Origin of the sequence: Veillonella parvula (assembly GCF_032550495.1) — a bacterium.
GTDB lineage: Bacteria > Bacillota > Negativicutes > Veillonellales > Veillonellaceae > Veillonella > Veillonella parvula_G.
Map to the genome: position 1 here is coordinate 393,647 of NZ_JAWFZJ010000003.1, position 24,862 is coordinate 418,508.

The window sequence follows — 24,862 nt, forward strand, 5'->3', positions numbered from 1 at the left end:
AGGAGCTATAATGGCAGAAAACATACTAACTGTAGAAAACCTTAACATTGCGTACCAAGGTGTGCCTGCTGTTATGGATGTGAACTTTACCTTGGAACGCGGTAAGGTATTAACCATTGTAGGTGAGTCCGGATCCGGTAAAACTACTGTAATCCGGGCCCTCATGGGTTTATTATCTGTAGGTGGTGAGGTTACAGACGGTACAATGATCTTTAACGGTCACAACCTTCGTACCCTATCTAAGTCAGAATGGAGAGCCATACGTGGTAAAGATATGGCTATGATTTTCCAAGATAGTGGTAGTGCATTAGATCCAATTGTTCGCATTGGTAAACAATTTAGAGAATTGTTTACATCTCATATTGAAATCACTAATGATGAATGTGATCGACGAGCAATTGAGTTATTAGAATCTGTATCTCTTCCTAATGGAGCGGATATATTGCGCCGTTATCCACACGAATTATCTGGTGGTCAACGTCAACGTGTTGGTATTGCTATGGCGTTAGCATTGGACCCAGCATTACTCATCGGTGACGAACCGACATCTGCACTCGATGTAACAACACAATCTCAAGTGGTTATGCAAATGCTTGAACTAGCTAAAGAGCATAACTCCGCAATCGTAATGGTAACCCATAATCTTGGTGTAGCGGCGTATATGTCAGACTACATTATCGTTATGAAAAAGGGCCGTGTCGTAGATGCAGGTACTCCTAAAGACATTTTGGAAAATCCATCTAATGAATATACGAAACAATTAAAAGAGGCTGTACCAACATTGGGAGGAGGTCGTTACATTGACTAACTACGCAGTAGAATTAAAAAATGTATGTAAACGATTCCCACTTCCCACTGGTGGTGAACTCGAAGCATGTAAGGATATTAATATAACTCTCGAAAAAGGTCAGTCCCTTGGGATTGTAGGGGAATCTGGCTCTGGGAAAACAACATTGGTTCGTATGATCATGAAAATGCTTCCTATTACGGAAGGCGAGATTTATGTAGATGGTGTAGAGATTCAACATATGAATTCTGAACAAACGAAAGAATATCGTAAAAAGATTCAAATGGTATTCCAAGATCCATCTGCAGCTTTTAACCCACGTATGAAGGTTAAAGATATCATTCTTGAGCCACTTTATAATTTTGGTCTTCTTGAAAAGGGAAAAGAAGAGCAAATCGCAGGTGACTACCTGGAAATGGTAGATTTACCTCGCGAGTTTATGCATCGCTATCCTCATGAAATGTCTGGTGGTCAACGCCAACGTGTTGCCATTGCTCGTGCTATCGTTTTAGAGCCCGAAATCCTCGTGTTAGACGAGGCTACTAGTGCCCTAGATGTATCTGTACAAGACTCCATTGCGTACCTTTTGGCGCGTTTACAAAAAAAGAAAAATTTAACATACCTATTTATTGCTCATGATATTGCCTTTATTCGTACGATGTGCCACAAGGTGGTCGTAATGTACAAAGGTGCTATCGTTGAAGAACTAGATGCTTTCCACTTGGCGGATGCAAAACATCCATATACAAAGGTTTTATTGAGCTCTATCTTTGAAATTGGTCAAGATCATAAGCCGCTTACCTTGGATGAGGCTGCATTAGAAGCTTAATAGGAAAATTTACTTTCAAAATTTCAAAAGTATAAATTTGAAATGTAGAGAGTTACATCGGATAGGTAAACTTAAAATAGCAGTTAGTTTCAAGACTAACTGCTATTTTTATGCATAGTTAAGATATGAAATTTTTTAATAGATATATTGAAATGTTTCTCAAATTATACATTGTGTTAACACCTAATATATAGTATAGTTGACTGTATAAAATATACCCCTATGGGTATAACAAGATATGCTCATATGAAGTGATGTACATAGATTCTCTTTATATTAACTATTGTAAAAGCAGGTTATATTTACTAGATTATGTTAATGCAAAAAATAGTGAGTATCTGAGTATAAATAGATAGTTAATGTGTGTAGAAAGGTTAGGTGTATAAATGAAAGGATTACGCAAGGCTTTACTAATTGGTATGACCCTTGGTGTGACTATGCTCGGAACTGTTGGTTGTATGAATCAAGATTCTGCTTCATCTAATGATGTATTAAAGGTAGGGGCTATTAGTTTTGCTGGCACATTAGAACCAACGGAAAATTATTTTAGTTGGGCCGTTGTACGATTTGGTATAGGTGAAACGCTTATCAAGTTTGATGATCAAATGAAAGCAACGCCTTGGCTTGCCACCTCTTGGAAGCAAGGTGATGACAAGTTAACATGGACTTTCACCATCAATGATAAAGTTAAATTCTCAAATGGTAATAGTTTGACAGCTGAGGCGGTAAAAGCATCTTTAGAACGAACTTTTGCTAAAAGTAAACGAGCAAAAACGTTCTTTAACTATACAGAAATTACTGCTAACGGTCAGGAGTTGACCATCAAGACTGACAAGGAATATTATAACTTGCCCAACTTGTTAGGAGATCCATTGTTTTTGATTATGGATGTGACAGCAGAGGCGAATGGTCGTGATATTGCAAAGGAAGGTCCTATTGGTACTGGTCCATATGTAGTATCCTCTTTCACAAAAGAGCGTGCTGAACTAAAACGTAATGATAATTACTGGGATGGTAAAGCAGGCTTTGCCAAGGTTGAGATTCCTTCCATTAATGATGCGAATACGCGTGCTATGGCATTACAATCTGGTGATGTAGATATGGCTATTAGCATTGGACCTGGTGAATATAGTATCTTCCAAAATGATAAGAACTTCACTATCTATGAAATGTCTTCCTTGCGTGATGTATTTGTTCGTATGGGGCAAAAGGGGAAACTACGAAATCCAAATCTTCGTGCAGCCCTCATTGCAGCGGCAGACCGCGAGTCTTATGCGAAAAATCTCATGAAAGATACGTTCGTAGCTGGTAAGGCTCCATTGCCACCATCCATCGATTATGGCTTTAACCAATTACGCGATCCTAATAAATATAATGTAGAGCGCGCTAAAGAATTACTTAAACGGGAAGGCTATGAAGATACGAATGGTGATGGCATTGTCGATAAAGATGGTGAAAACCTCGTACTTGATTTTTATGCCTACACAACTCGTCCTGAATTGCCATTATATGCGGAAGCATTGCAAGCGGACTACAAAAAAATCGGTGTAGATTTACGAATTAAAATCGTAGATTATGCGGTTATCGACACATTATCTCAATCTGGTGATTATGATATGATTATCTCCAGTGTTGTAACCGCTAATACGGGTCAACCAGTATGGTTCTTGAAACAATATTGGGGTACAGGCGTTGAAACTAATGGGTCTGGCTTCTCTAATCCTCGTTTCGATGAATTGTTGGCTCTTGGTGAAAGCAGTAGCGACCCAGTGGTGCGTCGTAATGCGGTTATCAATGCGCAACAACTGATGTTAGATAACGCTGTAGCATTATTCCTTGGGTATCCTAAAATTAATATTGTAGGTAATAAACATATTGATGGTATCAAGATAACACCGTCTGAATATTACATCATTACAAAAGATTTGAAAAAGAAATAAAGTTTGTTGCTTACATAAAAATAAAAGGACTAGCTCGCATGGGCTAGTCCTTTGTGTTATCTAAATATTATTTTTTTTCTGTTACATCTAAGTCTGCCATGTTAACTGCATTGGCCTTGCCAATCATTTTATTATACTTGATAAATAATTGCGTATAAGCTTCGCCATAAGATGAGTTGATAATAATGTAGTTGCGTGCCTCTGCAACAAATTCTTTTACTGAGTCTTGATACTCTCTTACCGCATTTTGTACTTCTGGTGTAGTACCAGGTTGTAATTTATTGAGGCGTTGTGTAATTTGTTGTAAGTTTGATTCTACCTTTTGGGTGTCTGTATTCCCATCTGGATCAATAAGGTCAATAGTTTGTGCTGTTATGAGATTTATCTCTATAAAGTTAACCGCATTTTCCCGTTTTTCTCCCTGATACTCAGTCATGCGTTCGTTATAAAGCTCATTATTACGATTATCTAAAGCTAAGTCTAATGCATTATATGTAGCGTAGAACTGTTCTGCTAAAGGTACATATTGAGCTGCTAGCTCATCGCTACCTTTATAATTATCCTTTTCATAACGACGTTCCACATAGTAAGATTGCAACTGATCAGCAATAGGAATAATTTGATCAAGTACTACGAGGACATCATTTGTTGCTTGGTTTACATCTTCGTAGGGCGTAGAACTATCTTGTTTTGCTACCTCTAATGCAGCTTTAAGTTCCTTATATTTAGGTAAGGTAATCGTCGTATTATGAGACCCATTGCGCAACTCTTCAAGAGTTGGCTGTAATTGGCTAGCATAGGCTACACTGTATGAGTTATATGCATCTAATGCAACAATATAAGGTCGTATGGCGTTGATTTTATCGTCAACGGTTGATCGATATAAAATTGTCGTTGTATTGGATGATAAGAGTGTATACACCCCATAGATCCCACCACCGATAATAGCAGCACCAAGCACAATGGCTGCTATTAACTTGATGTACCCCTTTTTCAACTGCGCACGCTCCTTGAAAACACACTAACTCTTTTGGATCCATTTGGACAGACTAATGTCCTAAGAGTAATTATTTACATTATATCACAACTTTACGTGGCAAAAAAGACGTATAGATATGATAATTATAAGGAATAGATGAAAATGTTAGATTTGGACATGTATTTATATTTATAATTAGCGATTAAACGATGAATGAGGCTGTAAGCTGTTATAAAAATATACTTTTAAAAGTAAAACTATATACTCTCTAGACGTTGCAGCTGCGGCTGGTATAATAGCAAGTATAGTATTCATTATATGGGGAGTTCGTTATGTCAGAATCGAATCATTTAATCAATTTTGCTACATCTTCGGAACTTATTGCTAATGGGGAAGGGCGTAATGTATTATCTGCTATTGAAGATGGATTACGCAATTGTGATGAGTTTTTAATATCGGTAGCATTTATTACTCCAGAAGGCTTATTAACATTAAAACCAATTCTTAAAGAGTTAGAAGAACGTGGCGTCCGAGGACGTGTGTTAACGACGGATTATCTTGGTTTTAATAGTCCACAAGTTTTGGAAGATTTAGGAAATTTAAATAATATTGAGTTAAAAGTGTATTGCACTACACAAGGTAGTGGTCATGGATTTCATACAAAAGGCTACATTTTTAGAAAAGATGAATCTTATCAGATTATAGTTGGTAGTTCTAATTTAACTATTAATGCATTAAAGAAAAATCGTGAATGGAATACTCGATCTGAAGCTCATTGCAGTGATACCTATGCTAGAGAAATCACGGAAGAATTTGACTTGTATTGGAATTCAAAATTTTCTATTCTTTATGAAGATTTTATTCCTTGGTATAAACCAAGATGGGTGCGTCCAGAGCGAACTTCACAAAGGACTGTAGCAGAGCAATTTAGAAAAATAGATTTGCTTCAACTGGAACCTAATAGTATGCAACAACAGTTTATTGCTAACTTCAATGAACTAAGGGCTAATAATGCTAAAAGAGGCCTTTTGATTTCTGCTACGGGTACCGGCAAAACCTATGCGGCGGCTTTTGCTATGAGAGAAATGAAGCCTAAAAGAATATTATTTTTAGTACATCGGGAGCAAATTGCAAAACAAGCGATTGCCAGCTTTGAGCGGATTTATAATGATCCATCCATTACATTTGGTTTGGTTTCTGGGAATGCTAAATACTATAATGCGACTCATGTATTCTCTACGATGCAAATGATGGGCCGTAATGATGTAATGAAACAGTATGATCCAATGGAATTTGACTGTATTATTATTGACGAAGTGCATCGTGCAGGTTCAGATAGTTACCAACGCATCATTGATTACTTTGATCCTCAATTTTTATTGGGAATGACAGCTAGCCCGGAACGTACAGATGGTTATGATTTATATGAATTGTTTGACCATAATATTATTTACGAAATTCGATTACAACAGGCTTTAGAAGAAGATTTATTATGTCCATTTCATTATTTTGGTATTAGTGATTTATGGGTAGATACTCAAGAAGATATTTCTGATTTGGAGGTATCCTTTTCAAACTTGTCTACAAAAGAGCGGGTAGATAAAATTGTAGAAAAGATTCGCTATTTTGGTCATAGTGGTAGTCGTGTTAAGGGCTTAGTATTTTGTAGTAATCGAGTTGAGGCAAAAGAGCTGTCTAATGCTTTTAATGAGCGTGGTATTTATCGTACGATATGTTTAACTGGTGAAGACAGTCAAGAAATTAGGGAGAAAGCAATTGCTCGATTAACTGGCACAGGAGAGTACCAAGGTCGTATTGATGAACAGCTAGACTATATCTTTACCGTAGATATCTTCAATGAAGGTGTTGATATTCCAGAAATTAATCAAGTTATTATGCTACGTCAAACTGAAAGCCCTATAATCTTTATTCAACAACTTGGACGTGGTCTTCGTAAATTTGAAGATAAAGAATATGTAGTTATCTTGGATTTCATTGGAAATTATACAAATAATTTTATGATTCCATTAGCCTTATCTGGTGATAGAAGCTATAACAAAGATACATTGCGTCGTTATGTACAAGCTGGCAATCGTATTATTCCAGGTACATCAACTGTACATTTTGATAAAATTGCAAAACAACGCATTTATGAATCTATTGATACGGCAAGATTTTCCGATATGAAATTAATTAAAGAAGCTTATTTTAATTTACGCTTCAAATTAGGTCGTATTCCTAAAATTTCTGATTTTGCTGATCATGCTTCGATTGATATTAGTAGAATTTTCAATAAATTTAAGTCATATCATCATTTCTTGATAAAGGTTAAGGATAAGGACTATGATATATCCTTTACACCGGTTCAGGAGAGAATGCTACATTTTATATCTCAGAAATTAACGATCGGTATACGTGTAAGAGAGCTTCTATTGTTGCAAGCATTACTAGATGGTTGTGATGATGTGATTAATTATGTTTCCGAAGAGCTATTTGATAGTTATAATGTAGACCTATCGGAATATGGACGTGTTAATCTCATCAATATGATGACAAATCAATTTGGTGTTCAAGTAGCACAAAAGACATTTGCCGATAGTGAATTTATTGAATTTTCCAATGGTAGCTATGGTATATCTCGAATCTTTAAACAGGCTTTAGAGGATAATAATTTTAAGGAACAAGTTCAAGAGCTTATTGCTTATGGATTGAAGCAGTTCAATGAGAAGTACAAAGACAATATTTATGGTAATACACCATTTGCATTATATGAAAAATATACGTATGAACAGGTTTGCCAATTATTAGAGTGGCCTCAAAACGAAGTTCCTCTCAACATTGGGGGTTATAAATTCCATAAAGAAACAAAGACATATCCCGTTTTTATTAATTATCATAAAGCAGATGATATTCAAGATACCATTAAATACGAGGATAGATTTGAGAATCCAGGATTACTAAAAGCTATTTCTAAAAATAAGAGAACCTTTGCCTCTGATGATGTACAAACCGCATTTAATGCTGATGAACTAGGTGTTGCTATGCATTTGTTTGTGAGAAAAAACAAGGATGATGAAGAGTCTAAAGAGTTTTATTATTTGGGACCGATTCATTCTACTGGTCAGGAAAATGCTAAAGAAATTTCTATGGTTAATGGTACTGCGGCGGTAGAGTTAGAATATGTACTCGAAGTACCTGTACGGGATGATATTTATGATTATATTGTTAATGGATAAGGATATTTATGAGTGAACAACGAAAACAAATTGAAGTTGTAGCAGCTATTATAAAAAAGGATAATACCATATTAGCAACTCAGCGTGGATATGGTGATTTAAAAGATGGTTGGGAATTTCCGGGTGGCAAAATTGAACCTGGTGAACCCCATGAAGTAGCTCTTATTAGAGAAATCAAAGAAGAACTAGAAGCTGATATTAATATTCAAGAGCATATTATTACTATCGAATATACCGGTTATGAAAAATTTGATTTAACAATGCACTGTTATTTATGTTCGTTGAAAAATGATTCTAATATTACCTTAGTAGAACATGAAGCTGCTAAATGGCTATCTAAAGAAACCTTATATTCTGTAGATTGGTTACCTGCTGATATTGATGCGGTAGATGAAATGTATAGACGTTTATAAGCTTAACATTGAATTACCTAAAAGTCCCTATCTAAGATAGGGGCTTTTTATGTTTACTCTAGTTGTTACATCGCAAGAATAAATAACTTTTACTATACCAAAATAAATTGTATATCCTGTTGTAGTCGTATATAATAATATTAAAAGATTTGTATTTTTCGATATAATCAAAGAAAGGAGTACAATATGTCAAATTTTATCACTCCTAAAGAATTATTAGCTTGTCTCGATGAGGTCATCATTTTAGATGCTAGAGGGTATCAAGATTATAAAAAAGGCCATATTAAGGGGGCTTATGCGGTAGATTTAGACAAGGATTTGACTGGTCCTTTAGGCGAGCATGGTGGTCGTCATCCATTGCCAGATATGGAACAGTTAGCTCATACCTTTGAGTCTTATGGCATCACTCGTAACTCAAAGGTTGTAGTATATGATTCGTGGCTATTTTTAGCGGGTCGTCTTTGGTGGACGTTACGTTACATGGGCTTAACAGATGTACGTGTTTTGTCTGGTGGTATTGAACGTTGGGTTCGAGAGGGCCATCTCTTAACCAAAGAGCCGACGCCGTTACCTGCTAAACCATCTATCTTTAACTATGAGTTGCAAACGGATATGGTTATGAGTCGTGATGAGGTACTCAAGGCTAGTGAAAGCGGAGATCATGTTATTATTGATGCTCGTGCGCCATTCCGTTATGATGGATCTCAAGTGGATACGATGGATGGTATGACAGGACATATTCCTGGGGCTGTTAATCATTTTTATGAAAGTGGTTATACCGTAGATGGTCCTAAATCCTTGAAAGATTTAGAGGCTGAGTATTACAACGAAATCTACCAAAATAGGCCAGTTGTAACGTACTGTGGGTCTGGTGTGACTGCGTGCAATGCGTTGTTAACCATGAGTGAAGTAGGGCTTGAATCTGCTTTATATGTTGGTAGTTCTAGTGACTGGGTAACGTATGAAGGCTTCCCGCTTAGTACAGGTGTAGAAACATTAAACTAACTTAGGAGGGCGAATGAATCTATTAAAACAATTACTAACAGTCGTTGCCTTTGGTTATTTGTGTTATCACATCTATACCTTCGGACCGGGTATGTTTAATGTAACCGTATTAGTGATTCTTATCTTGTCGGCGGTGGCTAACTATTTCCGTGAGAAACGTGAAAGCGATCTTAAAGCAAATGAAAATGCCCGCAAGGCTCGTGCCGAAGCAAGACATGCTAAAAAACATAAAAAGCAGTAGTATTGCTAACATATAATCCTTAAATTAGCTTACGGTAAGCAAAAACTTGATGTATATTCTATGTGAAAGAGACTTTCACCAAGTTAAATACGGTGAATAGTATTAGATTGATGCGAAGTATTATAAAGGAGTAAGAATTGAAATTAATTTCTTGGAATGTAAACGGCCTCCGCGCCGCTGTAACAAAGGGATTCATGGAATCCTTTAATGAATTAGATGCAGATATTTTCTGCCTGCAAGAAACAAAATTGCAACCCGATCAAATTTCTTTGGAGTTGCCAGGGTATGAGCAATATTGGAATAGTGCAGTTAAGAAAGGCTATAGTGGCACGGCTGTATTCACGCGTATTAAGCCATTGTCCGTAACTAATGGCATCGGTATTGAAGAACACGATCAAGAGGGTCGTGTTATCACTGCTGAATACGATAATTTCTATTTGGTATGCTGTTATACACCGAATAGCCAACGTGAATTAGCTCGCCTTGATTATCGCATGACTTGGGAAGATGCATTCCGTAATTATCTACTTGAATTAGATAAGAAAAAGCCTGTCATTCTATGTGGTGATCTCAATGTAGCACATCAAGAAATCGACCTAAAAAATCCTAAGACAAACCGTAAAAATGCGGGCTTCTCCGATGAAGAACGTGCAAAGATGACAGAACTCTTAGGGGCAGGTTTTACAGATACATTCCGTCACCTTTATCCAGATGCTATTGAGCAATACAGCTGGTGGTCCTATATGGGGAAAGCTCGTGAACGGAATACAGGATGGAGAATTGACTATTTCATCACATCTAAACGCCTTGATGATAAAATCCAAGAAGCGAAGATTCATCAACAAATCTTTGGCTCTGATCACTGTCCAGTAGAATTGGTTATTGATTTATAAAATTTCAGTGAATGTAAAAGCACAGCCTCATCTACGGATGAGGCTGTTGTGATAGAAAAGGAGATAATATGGCTCAAAAACAAAAGGCCGTAGTTCTTTTTAGTGGTGGCGTAGATAGTACTACTTGTTTGGCCCTTGCCATTGAACGATTTGGCAAAGATAATGTGGTGCCTTTATCGATTCAATATGGTCAAAAACATAGTAAAGAATTAGAGGCTGCTATAGCTATTTTAGAGTACTATGGCATGGAAGGTAAAACGATGGATGTTACTAAGTTATTTGCCTTTAGTAACTGCTCCTTATTAGCACAATCTAGTGAAGATATTCCGCAAGGTTCCTACAAAGAACAACAAGATATAGAAGGCAAAGGGATAGTAAGCACTTATGTACCGTTTAGAAATGGTTTATTCCTATCCGCCGCAGCATCTTTGGCGTTATCCTTAGATTGTGGCTATATCTATTATGGTGCTCATAGTGATGATGCGGCGGGCAATGCATACCCTGACTGTACGGAATACTTTTACAAATCCATGGGTGACGCCATCTTTGAAGGATCCGGTAAAGAATGCTCCTTAGAAGCACCCTTCATTAACTCCAACAAAGCTGACATCGTAAAAGAAGGTCTACGCCTCGGCGTACCATACCACTTAACCTGGTCCTGCTACGAAGGCGGAGACAAACCATGCGGACACTGCGGTACCTGCATCGACAGAGCCAAAGCCTTTCACGCAAACGGAGTCGAAGACCCAGCATTGTAATTCCCATAAACTGGCTTAGACAAGTAGTCGCCTTTTAGGCGGCTACTTTGCATATACTCTAATAGAGTAGCATGTATATGTGATTTAAGGCGGACTTGTACGTCACTAGTATTAGGGTATAAGTAGAGTTGCTAAATTTGAAGTGGTGGCAGATACCTTTTCAAAGAGCGACTTTGGCAGGTTGAGGCCTTCGGCCGATGACCGGTTCGCCAGTGGAGCGATGAGAAAAGGTATCTGCCACCACCCCCACCTTACAATCTTGATAATAATCGTAGATGATCCTACAAGTCCGCCTTAATCCCAATTAATTGCGAAAATATTAGATATATGATATATTAGTACTGCCTAAAGGCGACAACTAAATAAGACAGTTTGAAACCATCCTGTCTCTAAACAAAACTACGGAAATTCATAAGCATTGTAAGCATGGTAGTTTTGCCATGCTTTTTTTTATTTTGAGGAGGTGAGTGTTATGATTTCTACACGCAAATTGACTATTTCTGCCATGGTTGTGGCATTGTACATCGTTGTATTGTATATAACGCAAAGCGTTTCTTTCGGGGCGTATCAAATTCGTATAGCAACATCATTATATGCACTTGCTTATGCCTTTCCGTTCTTGGTAATTCCCATGGGGATTGGCAACCTCATTTCTAACTTCCTATTCGGCGGTCTTGGTATCTTCGATATGGTAGGGGGCTTTGGTGTCGGTGTAGTAACGACAGGCATCATCGTAGGGATGCGCAAGCTTGGTCTCAGCGCTTGGTGGGCAATGATTCCCATTGTCTTTGTGCCTGCACTATGTGTGCCATTGTGGCTCAGCCCATTACTTGGCCTACCGTACTGGCCATTAGTATTGAACCTTATCGTGGGTCAAACTATTCCAGCGATTCTTGGTTCTGTATTGGTGAAAGCTTTGATGAGCCGTCCTAGTGTGGCTGCTTTGTTAGGTGCTTTTAAATAATAAGTGGTTTTATTGATAAAACTAAGTAAATAATTGAATCTCAAGAGATGTTTTGATTATGTATCTAGGTAAATAAAAAGGCGTAAGCTCACATTGAGCTTACGCCTTTTTCATGGCTAACATGTATGGAGGTATAGGAGTTTAACAGTTGTAGCCACGCCATTTAGTTTCAACTACGAGTCGTTCAAGAGCAACCATGTACGCTGCTTGACGAGGTGGTACATTATATTTATGTTGCATTTCCCAAACAGCTTCGAAGCTATTTTGCATATTCTTAGTTAATCTTTCATTAACCTCTTCTTCAGTCCAGTAGAAACTAGCTTTGTTTTGTACCCATTCATAGTAGGATACAACTACGCCACCACCGTTGGCAAGCACGTCAGGAATGATATCGATGCCCTTTTCATAGAAGTATTTATCCGCATCATTAGTAGTAGGGCCATTAGCGCCCTCCAAGATGATCTTAGCTTGGATATTTTCCATGTTATCTTTGTTTAATTGGTTTTCAAGGGCCGCCATGTACAATACATCAACTGGTTGAGCCAATAACTCTTGAGGTCCAATTGTAGTCATGCCTGGTTCGCTGTAACCTTCGAGGGAACGACCATGGGAGTTAGCATATTCGTATGCTTTTTCAACATCAAGACCGTTAGGATTGTAGATGTTAACGCTTACGTCGCCGATAGCCACAACTTTTGCACCTGCTTGTGCAATGAGACGAGCACCTACGGAGCCTACGTTACCAAAGCCTTGAACTGCAACTGTAAGGTTTTTGATATCTAAGTTTTTCTTAGCGAGATAGCTTTGCAATGCGATGAGACAACCGCGACCAGTTGCTTCATTACGGCCTAAGGAACCGCCAACTTCGATTGGTTTACCAGTAACGATACCTGGGCTCCATTCGCCTTTTAATGTGCTGTATTCGTCAGCGATCCAGCTCATGATTTGAGCATTTGTATTTACGTCTGGAGCAGGAACGTCAGTATTAACACCAATGATAGGTGCAATACGGCGTACGAAGTTACGAGTTAAGCGTTCTAATTCACGAGGGTTTAAAGTTTTTGGATCGACTTTAATGCCCCCTTTACCGCCGCCATAAGGAATGTTAGCGATAGCGTTTTTAATAGTCATCCATGCCGCAAGTGCACGCACTTCGTTTTCGTCGGAATCTGGATGGAAACGAAGACCGCCCTTAGCGCTACCACGTAATGTGGAATGTTGGCAACGATAGCCTTCGTATACTCGAACTTCACCATTATCTAATTGAAGAGGAACCGCTACTTTTAGTTCCCGTTCTGGGTGACGTAACACTTCGTATTCACTACGAGTATAGCCGAGCTTTTCAGCTGCTACGTCTAATGTGTTTAACATGTTTTCATATGGGTTATAACCGCTCATAATTACCTCCTGGATAACAGAGTAAATTAATTAGTGCTAATTTTTCACATACTTAAGTATTCGACATTATAAATAGAATACCCTTTATATTTTTATAAATATATTCTATAGTTTTTGACCTTTAAAAGTAGGAAAAATATAGATGGTTACTGTGATATCTGTCACTTTAAAATCTCTTGGTGGAGGATAGTCTTATCTATGAAAATGGATACTTTTACAAAAAATAAAAATCTATATTCCAAAGAATATAGACCCATCTGTATGTATTAATAAAGTATTTTAAAGATTATACGAATTTAAAGATTATAGGAATTTAAAGATTATACGAAAAAGACTGGTGAAAGATACTTTCACCAGCCTCATAGGTAAATATATTTTATTTTTCCACTGTATCTTCAATCGGAGTAGGAGGCACGGAGGAGTCTGTAGTTTGACCATCGCCCCACCATACGATGCCATATTTGTGATTTAGGATGGAACGGTTAAATACAGGTGTTTCAATACCTGCCTTGCGTTGTTTGATATAGTCATCAAGCGCAAGACCTGCTGTGCGACCCATGCGTACGATGGAACTTACGTTAGTTAATACTAAGAAAGCCATGAATAAATCGGCTAGATTCCATACAAGATCTAGAGAGGCAACAGAGCCAATAAATGTCATAAGAATTACGCCAATACGGAACAAATGTAGATAAAATCGTTTATTTGTTAAGTGGCTGATATTGATTTCACCGTAGTAATAGTTACCAATTAAGGAACTAAAGGAGAACATAACGATGAAAATGGCTACGGCTGTAGGCGCCCAAGAACCAAGTTGTTGAGCTAGATTATGTTGTACAAGAGCAATGCCTGTTAGACCTGTAGTGCTGTAATCACCCACGATGAGTACGATGAAAGCAGAAGCTGTACAAATGATGAATGTATCAAGGAATACGCCGAATGCTTGTACAAGACCTTGTTCTACAGGGTGGTTAACAGCTGCCGTAGCGGCTGCGTTTGGAACAGAACCTTCCCCGGCTTCGTTAGAGAAGAGCCCCCGTTTGATACCATTCATAACAGTAGCACCTAATAAGCCACCACCTGCTGCAACAGGCTCAAATGCGGAGGCGAAAATAGTATAGATTACATGTGGGAATTGGGTGATATTCATAATTACCACAAATAATGCAGTAGCAATGTATAGAATCGCCATGATAGGAACAATGATTTCAGATGCTTTTGCAACGCGGTTGATACCACCGAATATGATAATACCAAGAAGGACTGCTACTACAGCGCCTGTATAGGACACATCAAGGTTAAATACCTGGAGAGATGCAGCCAAAGTATTGGCTTGTACAGAATTGTAAATCCAACCATAGGTAATACTGATTAAAATAGCAAATAGAACAGATAATGCCTTGTTGTTTAGACCATACCGAATATAGTAAGCTGGTCCGCCATAGAAACCGCCCTTAGCAACAGGTTCTTTGTAGATTTGTGCTAATGTAGATTCGATGAAGCCCGTGGCAGCACCGATGAGTGCGATAACCCACATCCAGAAAATAGCACCAGGGCCACCAAGTACAACGGCAATAGCTATACCTGCGATGTTACCAACACCTACACGAGATGCGGTACTAACACAGAATGCTTGAAATGAGGATACATGGTTCTTTTCTGTAGAGCTACCTGCGCCGTTAATTACGAGGCGAATCATTTCTTTAATCATGCGAATTTGTACAAAATTCGTTGTCATCGTAAAGAAGAGGCCTGCGCCGATAAGAATAAAAATGATGAAATAACTCCATAAATAGCCGTTTATGGTAGATATAGCATCATTAAGCATTGCTTCCATAAAAACTCCCTTTCCTATAAAAAAATCCATATTTCATAATAATCAATGATATTGTATCAATTTCTATAGACTATGTAAAACAAAAATCCTTCACAAATAGGAAGGATTTTGCTTTATATAGTATTTTGTAGGATGTTTTTTATGCCTTAGTAAATTCTTGTGACTCTTCCATTCCTTGCAACAAGGTTTGTTCAGAATGTTCCATGTGAATTCGAGCTAGTTTACGAGCTTGTGCGGCATTGTGAGAGGCGATGGCTTCCACTAATTGACGATGTTCCTCCCAAGTTTTTCTAAGACGACCTGGTTGGTTCATAGAAAAACTACGGAAGCGGTAGGTTTGTTCTCGCAAATTGTGAACAATATCCGCCAATCTTTCATTACGAGATGCGCGGTAGAGGACTTCGTGGAATTCTACGTCCGCAGCCACAACGGATTCCATATTTTTGTTTTCCATATGATCGCCGATTTCTACAAGCATTCTCTCCAGCGTTTCGATTTCCTCTTCTGTAATGCGTTCTGCTGCAAGGCCTGCCGCAAGTTCTTCCAGGGCAGAACGGATTTCAAATACTTGCGTAATATCCTTTAAAGATATGTTGGCAACGTAGGTACCGCGACGAGGAACCATAACGACAAAGCCTTCTAGTTCAAGTTTACGTATGGCTTCACGAATGGGGGTACGACTTACACCTAACTCTTCGGCAAGGGGAATTTCCATGAGGCGCTCCCCAGGTTTTAACACCCCATCTTGGATGGCTTGACGCAATGTTTCACTTACCACTTCTCTTAGTGGTTTATACGCATCGAGTCGTATAGGTTGTAACCGTTTTGTCATACTAAGTCCTCCTGTGTACATGTTTTAGTAATGAGTGACAGCCAATCATGACCAGCTGCTTTAATCTCTTCTTGTAATTGTAAGGCTTCCATAGGTTTGTTAAGTAATACTACCATCGTAGGACCGCTTCCTGTCATGATGGTTGGGTAACCACGGCTAGTGAAAAACTCCTTACATATTCCTAGTTCTTCGTGATCTGGGAATAATAATTCTTCGAAAGTATTAGCGCTACTAGTGAAAGCAGATTGTAAATCATTATTCTGAAGATGGTTCAGAACGGTATCGATTGTTTTGGTGGTGGCATTAGATTTACCGTTGAAGCGACCATAAGCAACCGCTGTAGAAATAGATACCTTTGGCTTTACTAGTAATAGCCAATGTGCTTCTGGCGATTGGCTATAGGTTAACACTTCGCCACGACCAGTTCCGCGAGCTGTACCACCTTGTAGTAGGAACGGCACATCAGATCCTAGTGAGGCACCAATGTTTAAAAGTTCCTCTTGTGTGAGCCGTAAGTCCCAAAAGCGGTTGAGACCTAATAACATGGCTGCTGCGTCTGCACTACCGCCACCAAGACCCGCTTGAATAGGAACGCGTTTTAATAGGTGGATGGCGGCACCGGCTTTACAACCCGTATAGGCCTGTATGACGCGTAACGCTTTGAGCGCGAGATTATCTTCTCCATAGCTTACGAGTTTTTGCATGTAGTCAGGCAATTCGGGAGCGCCACCAGAAAATACTACGGAATGATGCTTAGCGAAATAAATAGAATCACTAAGGCGAATCGATTGAAATATAGAATCGATGTCGTGGTATCCATCGTCACGCTTGCCTGTAATAGCAAGCCCAATATTAATTTTGCTGCAACCGAGTTGCTCAAAACTTTTACTCATAATAGCCTCGTTTGTAATGTACAAAATATATGCAGTTTATATGTTTATTTTATACTGTTATAAAGTGATTGAAAATAACCATTAAGTGGTTTATGATGATTTTGTATATACCTGTTGTTTGATTATTAAAAGCATTGTAAACAGCGTATGTTTTAATTAGTTCATTATAGAATATTTATAGTGAAATGGCAATTTGGAGGGAGCTATGTTCGCCAAGTATAAAGATGTTGTCTATCAATGTGTCATAGTTGCTATTGGTTGTGCAATTTTTGGTGCTGGTTTAGATGCCTTTGTACTACCTCACAAACTGGTTAGTACTGGTATTAGTGGGGTAGGGTTGATTTTGTATTATCTAACGGGATTATCCGTTGGTTCTTGGAACGTTATTTTGAACGTCCCTATATTTTGGGCTGCTTGGAAGTGGCTTGGTAAACGCGTAGTGCTTAATACCTTGTATGGTACGCTCATGTTATCGTGGATGATTGATCTGTTTAGTTTCTTGCAATATGACATGATCATTAAGGATCCACTACTCAGTTCTATGATGGCAGGTATCACAACTGGACTAGGGCTTGGTATCGTCTACCGTGTAGGTGGTAATACAGGGGGACTTGATCCAATTGCACTTATCGTTCGCAAATATTATGGCCTTCAAATGGGGTCCATTAATAGCGCTATCAACTGTGCCATCCTCTTAGTTGCTGTCGGCGTTGTTGGACTTGAAGCGGTAGCTGTAACTCTTATCAGTGTGTATGTGTATACTATTATTACAAATAAGGTGGTAATCGGGTTTAATCAACGTAAAGTTGCTTTTATCATTACCTATCGCACCGATGAAGTATGTGAGTGTATTATCAATAAGGTTGGTCGTGGTGCCACTATTATTAATGGTATTGGTGCCTATACACGGACGCCTAAGCAAATTGTGATGGTTGCAGTCAACTTGCTGCAGGTAAATAAATTGAAAGAGGTTATTCAAGAAGCGGACCCAAATGTGTTTATCTTGATTACTGATGCCCAAGAGGTTATCGGTCAAGGTTTTACTCAACCTATTGTTCCTGCGGAAATATCTAAACAGCTAAAATCACAAGATATAACTACCGAAGCGAACAATAATGTTGTAATAGATGAAAATAGTTGTAACAAATTAAAATAAAGAATTATGATAAATCTCTGGCTGTTGTCATCTTATATTAATTATGCGTAAATATAATATTTTATGAATGATACATACATTTTGAAAATAATTTAATGTGATTGATTGAATATCAAGGTTGTAAAATGAGAGGGCTTGCCCTCAAGATAAGATTAGAGGTTTCTATGACTCACAAATTAGCAGGTACGCCTGTACAAGAACAAGATATTATCGATGTGCAAACCCTTGTGGATGCATATTTTGATAATACTCCGGATATTACAGATCCGACACAACTCGTATCCTTTGGCACATCTGGCCATCGCGGTACATCTTTAAATAGTACGTTTACAGATTTACATGTGGCCGCTATTACACAGGCTATTTGTGATGGCCGTGGTCAATTCGGCGCTACAGGTCCGATTTTTGTCGGTCAAGATACACATGCTTTATCTCAGCCAGCCCTTGTGACGGTTCTAGAGGTCCTTGCTGGCAATGGTGTAACGGCAATGGTTGATTCCGATATGGATTTCGTGCCAACACCATCTATATCTCGTGCTATTATTCGTTATAATGAAAGCCACGATGATAAGGCGGATGGTATCGTGATTACGCCGTCTCATAATCCTCCAGATAATGGTGGCATTAAGTATAACGCTACCAATGGTGGTCCAGCGGATACGTTGATTACTAAATGGATTGAAACACGTGCCAATGAATATGTTCACGCATATTGTGAATTAGAAGGATTTAAACGTATTAGTATCGACAATATTGAACCCGACCAACAGGTTCCATATGACTATAAAGGTCTATATGTAGAAGAACTATCTTCTATCATTAATATGGAGGCAATCCAAAGTGCAAAACCTAAGGTCCTCGTTAATGCCCTCGGCGGTAGTGGACTAGGTTATTGGCGTGCTATTAAAGAGCGGTATAATCTAAACCTAGATATTATTAATGATGAGTATGATCCAACCTTTAGCTTTATGACCTATGACCATGATGGTAAGGTACGTATGGATTGCTCATCTGAATATGCCATGGCTGACGTAATTAAACAAATTGGTAATTATGATCTCGCTGTTGGGAATGACCCTGATTATGATCGCTATGGTATCGTTAGTCCGCATGGGCTAGCTTCTCCAAACGCATTTCTTGTGACTGCGGCGGATTATTTGTTTACGACTCGTGGTTGGACAAATAAAGGGGTCGGTAAAACCGTTGTTTGTACCACTATGATTGATAAATGGGCTGCTAGTAAAGAGGTTCCTGTTTATGAGGTTCCAGTAGGTTTTAAATATTTTAGTTCCCTATTATTCGATGGTGAGATTGGTATTGGCGGTGAAGAATCTGCTGGTGCATCGTTCCTTAAAAAAGACGGTACCGTATGGACTACTGATAAAGATGGCATGGTAATGGCTCTCCTTGCGATGGAAATGTATGCCGTTATGGGGGCTACTGTTGACCGACTCTATAATAATCTTGTTGTAGGGTGTGGCGATCCTCGTTTTGGTCGTATTGATGCGCCTTGTACAAAGGAGGCCAAGGTTAAGTTGAAACAATTAAATGCAAGCTCCATTACGGCTACCGAAGTAGATGGTGATGCGATTACTAATGTTCGCACTACTTCTCTGTATAAAGATATGCCTATCGATGGTGTTCGTGTGGAAACGGAAACAGGATGGTTTGTAGCACGCCCATCTGGCACTGAAGATTTATATAAAATTTATGGTGAAAGCTATAAAGGGGATAAAGGTCTTATCGCATTGTTAACTGCTGGTGAAGAGATTGTAACAAGTGCTTTGTCTGACGAAGTGTAACATGTTGTTTTCACTAGAAAACTCATAAAGATTTTACTCATGAAAAATAATAAATGTGTTATAATATATTAATATAGTTTATTGAATGCCCTATACTGGCTATATAGCTTGTAGTGCTTAGAGAAGGTGATGTTATGAAATTAGTTGTTACCGTTGTCGGCGTAGACCGCGTTGGTATCATTGCTGGGGTTAGTACCGTACTCGCTAACTACGGTGTAAATATTATGTCGATAAATCAGACCATCCTTGATGGCGTTTTCAATATGATTATGATGTGTGAAACTAAGTCTGAAGATATGAAAAATCTTACAGCTATCCAAGAGGCTTTGACGAATCAAGGTAAAGAACTAGGTGTTGAAATCCGTGCACAACATGCTGATATTTTCTTAAGTATGCACCGCGTAGGATAGGAGGCACTTATGTTATCTATCGACAATATTTTAGAAACGAATCAGATGATTCACGATAACAAGCTTGATGTGCGTACTATTACGATGGGGATTAGCTTGCTAGAATGTGCATCTAGTTCTGGTAAAGAGCTGTGTGACCGTATTTATGACCGTATTACAAAAGAGGCAGAACATCTTGTATCTACAGGGGAAGATATTGAGCGAGAATTCGGCATCCCTATTATCAATAAGCGTATTTCTGTAACACCCATTTCTCTAGTTGCAGGGGGTAGTGATTTAACATCTTATGTTCCTGTGGCGGAAGCTATGGATCGTGCTGCAAAAAATGTAGGTGTTAATTTTATTGGCGGCTTTTCTGCGCTTGTAACAAAGGGCGCCACTCGAGCTGACCGCATTTTGATTGACTCTATTCCTGAAGCGCTGGCAACTACGGATATCGTTTGTAGCTCTGTTGCTGTGGGCTCTACTAAAACTGGTATTAACATGGACGCAGTGCGAGACATGGGAATCATCGTTAAGAAAACTGCAGAGCTTACAAAGGATAATGATGCTCTTGGTTGTGCTAAGCTCGTAATATTCTGTAATCCTGTAGAGGATAATCCATTTATGGCGGGTGCTTTCTTCGGGGTAACAGAAGGGGATAGTGCTATTTCTGTAGGTGTATCTGGCCCGGGCGTTGTAAAACATGCGCTTGAATCTGTTCGAGGTCAATCCTTTGACGTTGTAGCAGAAACGATTAAACGTACTGCTTTTAAAATCACGCGCGTAGGTCAATTGGTAGCGCAAGAGGCATCTCGCCGCCTAGGTAAACCATTTGGTATTATTGATTTATCTTTGGCGCCAACGCCAGCTGTAGGTGACTCTGTAGCTCATGTTCTTGAAGAAATGGGCTTGTCCTCTTGTGGTTGTCATGGCACTACAGCGGCACTAGCATTACTTAATGATGCGGTGAAAAAAGGTGGTCTTATGGCTTCCTCTCACGTAGGTGGTCTTAGTGGTGCATTCATTCCTGTCTCGGAAGATGCAGGCATGATTGATGCTGTATCCTGTGGCAGTTTGACACTTGATAAATTAGAGGCCATGACATGTGTTTGTTCTGTAGGGCTTGATATGATTGCTATTCCTGGAGACACTACTGCTGATACCATTTCTGCTATCATTGCAGATGAATCAGCAATTGGTATGATTAATAATAAGACAACTGCGGTTCGTGTAATTCCTGTACCTGGTAAGACTGTTGGAGAGGTTGTTGAATTTGGTGGATTATTAGGTTATGCTCCTATTATCGAAGTGAGTCCATATAGTGCAGCCGAGTTCATTGCCCGCGGTGGCAGAATTCCTGCTCCTATTCGTAGCTTAACGAACTAATCCGTTTTTACAACCTACTTGTTGGAGGTGTCTTATGAGTGAATATGTGCTCGATTATGTGTGGGCCTTTGCAGTAGCGCTCATCATAACCTTTGCACTTACCCCATTGGTAAAACGCTTTGCCGTTGCTGTTGGGGCAATAGATAAGCCTGATGCTCGAAAGGTGCATCATGGTGCGATTCCACGACTTGGTGGATTAGCAATCTTTCTCGGTTATGTGGGATCGGTTCTTTTTAACGATTCCATTCCGCATGATCATAAATTGTTTGGGTTTGTCCTTGGTACAGTCATTTTGGTGCTAGTTGGTATTTGGGACGACATTAAACAAATTGAGCCAAAAACTAAGTTAATGGGCCAAATTATAGCAGCCGCTATCCTGGTGGCTTATGATATTCGAGTAGATTTCATTAACCTTCCTTGGGGTGGTGTAGTATATCTCAAGTATTGGGCTATTCCATTGACTATTTTCTGGATAGTTGGTTTTACAAATATTGTAAACCTCATCGATGGCCTTGATGGCTTGGCTGCAGGTATTTCCTTTATCGCATGTATCGCTGTTTGTGCAATGACATTGCAACTTGGTCAAACTGATCTTGCTTGTATCTCTCTTGCTTTAGCAGGTGCGACTGTAGGTTTCTTGCGGTATAACTTCAATCCTGCAAAAATATTCATGGGTGATACGGGATCCATGTTATTAGGCTATACATTAGCAGCTATTTCCGTTATGGGCGCTGTGAAGACAGCTGCTATGATTGCTCTAGTGGTACCTGCCATTGTGTTAGGCTTGCCTATTTTAGACACCTTATTTGCCATTGTGCGCCGTAAAATCAGTGGACGTCCCATCTTTAAACCCGATAAAGGTCATGTTCACCATCGCTTATTGGCACAAGGATTAACACAAAAGCAAGCTGTATTGTTGATGTATGCAGTAACAGCTCTTTTCGGCGGTGTATCTGTTATCGTTGCAGAGGTTAATGCTTGGGTCGGCGCGACCTTGGTATTAGTAATTTTCTTGTGTAGTATTTATATTGCACGACGTCTTGGCGTTATCATGCATAGTGATGCGGCAGGGCATCCGTTACCACGTCCTACAATTGAACGCAGCGACTCGGATGATACCATATCCTTTGATCGCGATGAATTGGCTAAAGCCTTGGAGAATACTGATGATTCTCATAAGGAATAACCATCTGTGGGGCGCTTGGCGCCCCATTTTTTCTATCCTACTACGTTGGAGGCAACTATGTTAAAAGTTATGACAATCTTTGGTACAAGACCTGAGGCTATCAAGATGGCTCCTCTTGTAAAAGCATTACAAGCAGCACCAGATATGGAACCTATCGTAACCGTTACGGCACAGCATCGAGATATGCTCGATCAAGTACTAAACTTGTTTAATATTACCCCAGACTATGATTTAAATATTATGAGCCAAGGTCAAACACTATATGATGTAACTAATCGTGCTTTGATGGGCCTTAAAGATGTATTAGAAGAAGCAAAACCTGATGTGGTACTCGTTCATGGTGATACTACAACTACCTTTGCTGGTGCCTTGGCTTCTTTCTACCAAGAAATTCCTGTAGGTCACGTGGAAGCAGGATTACGGACAGGTGATATTTACTCTCCGTTCCCTGAAGAGATGAATCGCAAATTGACGGGGTCTATTGCGACGTATCACTTTGCGCCTACTTCTAGTTCTGAAAGCAATTTAAAAAAGGAAAATATTAATACAGAACATCTTTATGTAACAGGGAATACTGTTATCGATGCTCTTGATACGACGGTACAAGACAACTATGTATTCGATGATGCAGCTATTAATGCTCTTGATCCTAAAAAACGTACGGTTCTTGTTACCACACATCGCCGAGAAAACTTAGGTGAACCTATGCGCCATGTATATCAAGCCATTCGCGATTTAATTAATGAATTTGAAGATATTCAAGTTGTTTTCCCTGTACATAAAAATCCTAAAGTTCGCCAAGTTGTACAAGAGGAGCTTGGCTCTGTGGATCGTGTTACATTAATCGATCCTCTTGACTATGAACCGTTTGCAAACTTGATGGCTAAATCTTACTTGATTTTGACTGATTCAGGTGGGATTCAAGAGGAAGCCCCAGCTCTTGGTAAGCCAGTTCTCGTATTGCGTGATACGACAGAACGTCCTGAAGCAGTAGAAGCAGGTACCGTTCGCCTTGTAGGTACTGATAAAGATGCGGTACATAAAGCCGCTTATGAATTATTGAGCAATGCTGAAGCGTATAAGTTGATGTCTAACTCTGTTAACCCATATGGTGATGGTAAAGCATCTGAACGCATCATCCAAGCGTTGCGCCATGAGTTCTTAGGCAATCCTAATCGTCCTGAACGATTTGGTAAATAATATGGATAAGGATCTTGTGAAAGCCCTCGCCATGGCAACATCAGCGGGGGTCACACTGGTCTCCTGTATAGGAGGATTTATTTGGCTAGGTTATAAATTGGATACTTGGCTTCAAACGGAACCACTCTGCATGGTCATATTTGGCCTAATAGGAGCTATAACAGGGTTTTATATGTTATATAAACAAGTTAAGTAGTGAGGTATGTATGAATCAATATATAAAATTCATAGTGCGAGTGCTGCTGACTTGTTTTTTTATTGCTTTTTTGGGCAGTATAATACAAGTTTTATGTGGCTTAGAACAGTATCTATGGGGATGGCTTTGGGGCATCTTTATAATGGTTCTCTACTTACTTAGCCTAGCTTTGCATGGACAATCTATTGTGTCAGGAGATCCTTATAAAGCCGTACGTAAATCTCGTAGACAGATGATTTGGCGCCTTATGTTAGTAGGCTCTCTAGTGGTCTTAGGTCTGAAAATTCCCGGTGTAGAGGCTGTTAGCATGTTTATAGGTATCGCGCTTATTCAGCCTGCATTATATGCTGTGTACTGGTGGCTCAGTTGCCAGTTTTAGTTCTAAAATGACCTAAAATAGGAACAACAAAGGTATTCCAATTATGCATTGTATACATTATATTTATGATTAATTGGAATTGCTTACCCTTCAAGTGTTGATTATATATCTATAACGATGTATGATGATACATATATGTTATATTTATATTAATTGTAAA

Annotated in this window: 23 protein-coding genes; 18 read left to right on the plus strand and 5 right to left on the minus strand. The window is 39.1% G+C overall.

Annotated elements, in window-relative coordinates:
* The first annotated feature begins 10 nt into the window (after positions 1-10).
* The 3 genes from E6X37_RS08090 to E6X37_RS08100 all read left to right on the plus strand — a co-directional run bounded on the left by E6X37_RS08090 (position 11) and on the right by E6X37_RS08100 (position 3,556).
* Complete coding sequence (locus tag E6X37_RS08090) at positions 11-808, plus strand: ABC transporter ATP-binding protein (RefSeq protein WP_187002389.1); 798 nt, start codon at positions 11-13, stop codon at positions 806-808.
* Positions 801-1,616, plus strand: coding sequence for an ABC transporter ATP-binding protein (locus tag E6X37_RS08095; RefSeq protein WP_101928478.1), 816 nt, complete (start codon positions 801-803; stop codon positions 1,614-1,616). The genes E6X37_RS08090 and E6X37_RS08095 overlap by 8 nt, the downstream gene beginning before the upstream one ends.
* A 386-nt stretch (positions 1,617-2,002) precedes the next feature.
* On the plus strand, positions 2,003-3,556 hold the full coding sequence (locus E6X37_RS08100) for an ABC transporter substrate-binding protein (protein ID WP_215675770.1): 1,554 nt from the start codon (positions 2,003-2,005) through the stop codon (positions 3,554-3,556).
* Between the two features lie 67 nt (positions 3,557-3,623).
* Here E6X37_RS08100 and E6X37_RS08105 read toward each other — a convergent pair whose 3' ends face one another.
* Positions 3,624-4,553 (minus strand): DUF3829 domain-containing protein, encoded by a 930-nt coding sequence (locus tag E6X37_RS08105; RefSeq protein WP_187002388.1) that lies wholly within the window; start codon positions 4,551-4,553, stop codon positions 3,624-3,626.
* A gap of 314 nt (positions 4,554-4,867) precedes the next feature.
* Here E6X37_RS08105 and E6X37_RS08110 point away from each other — a divergent pair, with 314 nt between their 5' ends.
* From E6X37_RS08110 to E6X37_RS08140, 7 genes are all read left to right on the plus strand, one after another.
* On the plus strand, positions 4,868-7,771 hold the full coding sequence (locus E6X37_RS08110; protein WP_316689736.1) for a DEAD/DEAH box helicase: 2,904 nt from the start codon (positions 4,868-4,870) through the stop codon (positions 7,769-7,771).
* 8 nt (positions 7,772-7,779) lie between these two features.
* A complete protein-coding gene (locus tag E6X37_RS08115) occupies positions 7,780-8,184 on the plus strand; it encodes a (deoxy)nucleoside triphosphate pyrophosphohydrolase (protein WP_288581859.1) in 405 nt (134 codons plus the stop codon).
* A 186-nt stretch (positions 8,185-8,370) separates the two neighbouring features.
* Positions 8,371-9,189, plus strand: a complete 819-nt coding sequence (locus E6X37_RS08120) for a sulfurtransferase (protein ID WP_316689737.1) — start codon at positions 8,371-8,373, stop codon at positions 9,187-9,189.
* 13 nt (positions 9,190-9,202) lie between these two features.
* On the plus strand, positions 9,203-9,430 hold the full coding sequence (locus tag E6X37_RS08125; protein WP_004695048.1) for a hypothetical protein: 228 nt from the start codon (positions 9,203-9,205) through the stop codon (positions 9,428-9,430).
* A gap of 137 nt (positions 9,431-9,567) precedes the next feature.
* Positions 9,568-10,323 (plus strand): exodeoxyribonuclease III, encoded by a 756-nt coding sequence (locus E6X37_RS08130; RefSeq protein WP_004695049.1) that lies wholly within the window; start codon positions 9,568-9,570, stop codon positions 10,321-10,323.
* A 68-nt stretch (positions 10,324-10,391) separates the two neighbouring features.
* Positions 10,392-11,081 (plus strand): 7-cyano-7-deazaguanine synthase QueC, encoded by a 690-nt coding sequence (gene queC / locus E6X37_RS08135; protein ID WP_101928472.1) that lies wholly within the window; start codon positions 10,392-10,394, stop codon positions 11,079-11,081.
* Between the two features lie 472 nt (positions 11,082-11,553).
* Entirely contained in the window at positions 11,554-12,045 is a 492-nt protein-coding gene (locus E6X37_RS08140) for a QueT transporter family protein (protein WP_316581636.1), read from the plus strand.
* A gap of 141 nt (positions 12,046-12,186) precedes the next feature.
* Here E6X37_RS08140 and E6X37_RS08145 read toward each other — a convergent pair whose 3' ends face one another.
* From E6X37_RS08145 to ispE, 4 genes are all read right to left on the minus strand, one after another.
* Positions 12,187-13,443: a Glu/Leu/Phe/Val family dehydrogenase gene (locus tag E6X37_RS08145; protein ID WP_008602423.1), complete on the minus strand. Its 1,257-nt coding sequence runs from the start codon at positions 13,441-13,443 to the stop codon at positions 12,187-12,189.
* 376 nt (positions 13,444-13,819) lie between these two features.
* Positions 13,820-15,280, minus strand: a complete 1,461-nt coding sequence (locus E6X37_RS08150; RefSeq protein ID WP_316584165.1) for an alanine/glycine:cation symporter family protein — start codon at positions 15,278-15,280, stop codon at positions 13,820-13,822.
* Between the two features lie 139 nt (positions 15,281-15,419).
* Positions 15,420-16,112 carry a GntR family transcriptional regulator gene (locus E6X37_RS08155; RefSeq protein ID WP_004697535.1) on the minus strand — a complete coding sequence of 231 codons (693 nt, stop codon included), beginning with the start codon at positions 16,110-16,112 and terminating at the stop codon, positions 15,420-15,422.
* Positions 16,109-17,005, minus strand: a complete 897-nt coding sequence (gene ispE / locus E6X37_RS08160; RefSeq protein ID WP_316689738.1) for a 4-(cytidine 5'-diphospho)-2-C-methyl-D-erythritol kinase — start codon at positions 17,003-17,005, stop codon at positions 16,109-16,111. Before ispE ends, E6X37_RS08155 begins: the two co-directional genes overlap by 4 nt.
* A gap of 205 nt (positions 17,006-17,210) precedes the next feature.
* Here ispE and E6X37_RS08165 point away from each other — a divergent pair, with 205 nt between their 5' ends.
* From E6X37_RS08165 to E6X37_RS08200, 8 genes are all read left to right on the plus strand, one after another.
* Positions 17,211-18,161 carry a YitT family protein gene (locus E6X37_RS08165; protein ID WP_156697263.1) on the plus strand — a complete coding sequence of 317 codons (951 nt, stop codon included), beginning with the start codon at positions 17,211-17,213 and terminating at the stop codon, positions 18,159-18,161.
* 164 nt (positions 18,162-18,325) lie between these two features.
* The gene (locus E6X37_RS08170; RefSeq protein ID WP_278467681.1) at positions 18,326-19,963 is read left to right on the plus strand and encodes a phosphoglucomutase; all 1,638 of its coding nucleotides are present in this window, start codon (positions 18,326-18,328) and stop codon (positions 19,961-19,963) included.
* Between the two features lie 134 nt (positions 19,964-20,097).
* Positions 20,098-20,373 (plus strand): ACT domain-containing protein, encoded by a 276-nt coding sequence (locus E6X37_RS08175; RefSeq protein ID WP_156697261.1) that lies wholly within the window; start codon positions 20,098-20,100, stop codon positions 20,371-20,373.
* Positions 20,374-20,382: 9 nt separating this feature from the next.
* On the plus strand, positions 20,383-21,741 hold the full coding sequence (locus tag E6X37_RS08180) for a PFL family protein (RefSeq protein ID WP_278457196.1): 1,359 nt from the start codon (positions 20,383-20,385) through the stop codon (positions 21,739-21,741).
* 34 nt (positions 21,742-21,775) lie between these two features.
* A complete protein-coding gene (locus tag E6X37_RS08185) occupies positions 21,776-22,927 on the plus strand; it encodes a glycosyltransferase family 4 protein (protein WP_156697260.1) in 1,152 nt (383 codons plus the stop codon).
* A gap of 57 nt (positions 22,928-22,984) precedes the next feature.
* Positions 22,985-24,127 carry a non-hydrolyzing UDP-N-acetylglucosamine 2-epimerase gene (gene wecB / locus E6X37_RS08190; protein ID WP_021148539.1) on the plus strand — a complete coding sequence of 381 codons (1,143 nt, stop codon included), beginning with the start codon at positions 22,985-22,987 and terminating at the stop codon, positions 24,125-24,127.
* Position 24,128: 1 nt separating this feature from the next.
* Positions 24,129-24,323 carry an AtpZ/AtpI family protein gene (locus tag E6X37_RS08195; RefSeq protein ID WP_012864790.1) on the plus strand — a complete coding sequence of 65 codons (195 nt, stop codon included), beginning with the start codon at positions 24,129-24,131 and terminating at the stop codon, positions 24,321-24,323.
* Between the two features lie 142 nt (positions 24,324-24,465).
* Positions 24,466-24,702, plus strand: coding sequence for a hypothetical protein (locus E6X37_RS08200; RefSeq protein ID WP_042986657.1), 237 nt, complete (start codon positions 24,466-24,468; stop codon positions 24,700-24,702).
* The last annotated feature ends 160 nt before the right edge of the window (positions 24,703-24,862 follow it).

Bases quoted from the DNA above. Each gene is read 5' to 3' on its own strand.
- E6X37_RS08090 (WP_187002389.1), top strand. From the start codon at position 11: ATGGCAGAAAACATACTAACTGTAGAAAACCTTAACATTGCGTACCAA.
- E6X37_RS08100 (WP_215675770.1), top strand. From the start codon at position 2,003: ATGAAAGGATTACGCAAGGCTTTACTAATTGGTATGACCCTTGGTGTG.
- E6X37_RS08110 (WP_316689736.1), top strand. From the start codon at position 4,868: ATGTCAGAATCGAATCATTTAATCAATTTTGCTACATCTTCGGAACTT.
- E6X37_RS08115 (WP_288581859.1), top strand. From the start codon at position 7,780: ATGAGTGAACAACGAAAACAAATTGAAGTTGTAGCAGCTATTATAAAA.
- E6X37_RS08120 (WP_316689737.1), top strand. From the start codon at position 8,371: ATGTCAAATTTTATCACTCCTAAAGAATTATTAGCTTGTCTCGATGAG.
- E6X37_RS08125 (WP_004695048.1), top strand. From the start codon at position 9,203: ATGAATCTATTAAAACAATTACTAACAGTCGTTGCCTTTGGTTATTTG.
- queC (WP_101928472.1), top strand. From the start codon at position 10,392: ATGGCTCAAAAACAAAAGGCCGTAGTTCTTTTTAGTGGTGGCGTAGAT.
- E6X37_RS08140 (WP_316581636.1), top strand. From the start codon at position 11,554: ATGATTTCTACACGCAAATTGACTATTTCTGCCATGGTTGTGGCATTG.
- E6X37_RS08145 (WP_008602423.1), bottom strand. From the start codon at position 13,443: ATGAGCGGTTATAACCCATATGAAAACATGTTAAACACATTAGACGTA.
- E6X37_RS08150 (WP_316584165.1), bottom strand. From the start codon at position 15,280: ATGGAAGCAATGCTTAATGATGCTATATCTACCATAAACGGCTATTTA.
- E6X37_RS08155 (WP_004697535.1), bottom strand. From the start codon at position 16,112: ATGACAAAACGGTTACAACCTATACGACTCGATGCGTATAAACCACTA.
- ispE (WP_316689738.1), bottom strand. From the start codon at position 17,005: ATGAGTAAAAGTTTTGAGCAACTCGGTTGCAGCAAAATTAATATTGGG.
- E6X37_RS08165 (WP_156697263.1), top strand. From the start codon at position 17,211: ATGTTCGCCAAGTATAAAGATGTTGTCTATCAATGTGTCATAGTTGCT.
- E6X37_RS08170 (WP_278467681.1), top strand. From the start codon at position 18,326: ATGACTCACAAATTAGCAGGTACGCCTGTACAAGAACAAGATATTATC.
- E6X37_RS08175 (WP_156697261.1), top strand. From the start codon at position 20,098: ATGAAATTAGTTGTTACCGTTGTCGGCGTAGACCGCGTTGGTATCATT.
- E6X37_RS08180 (WP_278457196.1), top strand. From the start codon at position 20,383: ATGTTATCTATCGACAATATTTTAGAAACGAATCAGATGATTCACGAT.
- E6X37_RS08185 (WP_156697260.1), top strand. From the start codon at position 21,776: ATGAGTGAATATGTGCTCGATTATGTGTGGGCCTTTGCAGTAGCGCTC.
- wecB (WP_021148539.1), top strand. From the start codon at position 22,985: ATGTTAAAAGTTATGACAATCTTTGGTACAAGACCTGAGGCTATCAAG.
- E6X37_RS08195 (WP_012864790.1), top strand. From the start codon at position 24,129: ATGGATAAGGATCTTGTGAAAGCCCTCGCCATGGCAACATCAGCGGGG.
- E6X37_RS08200 (WP_042986657.1), top strand. From the start codon at position 24,466: ATGGTTCTCTACTTACTTAGCCTAGCTTTGCATGGACAATCTATTGTG.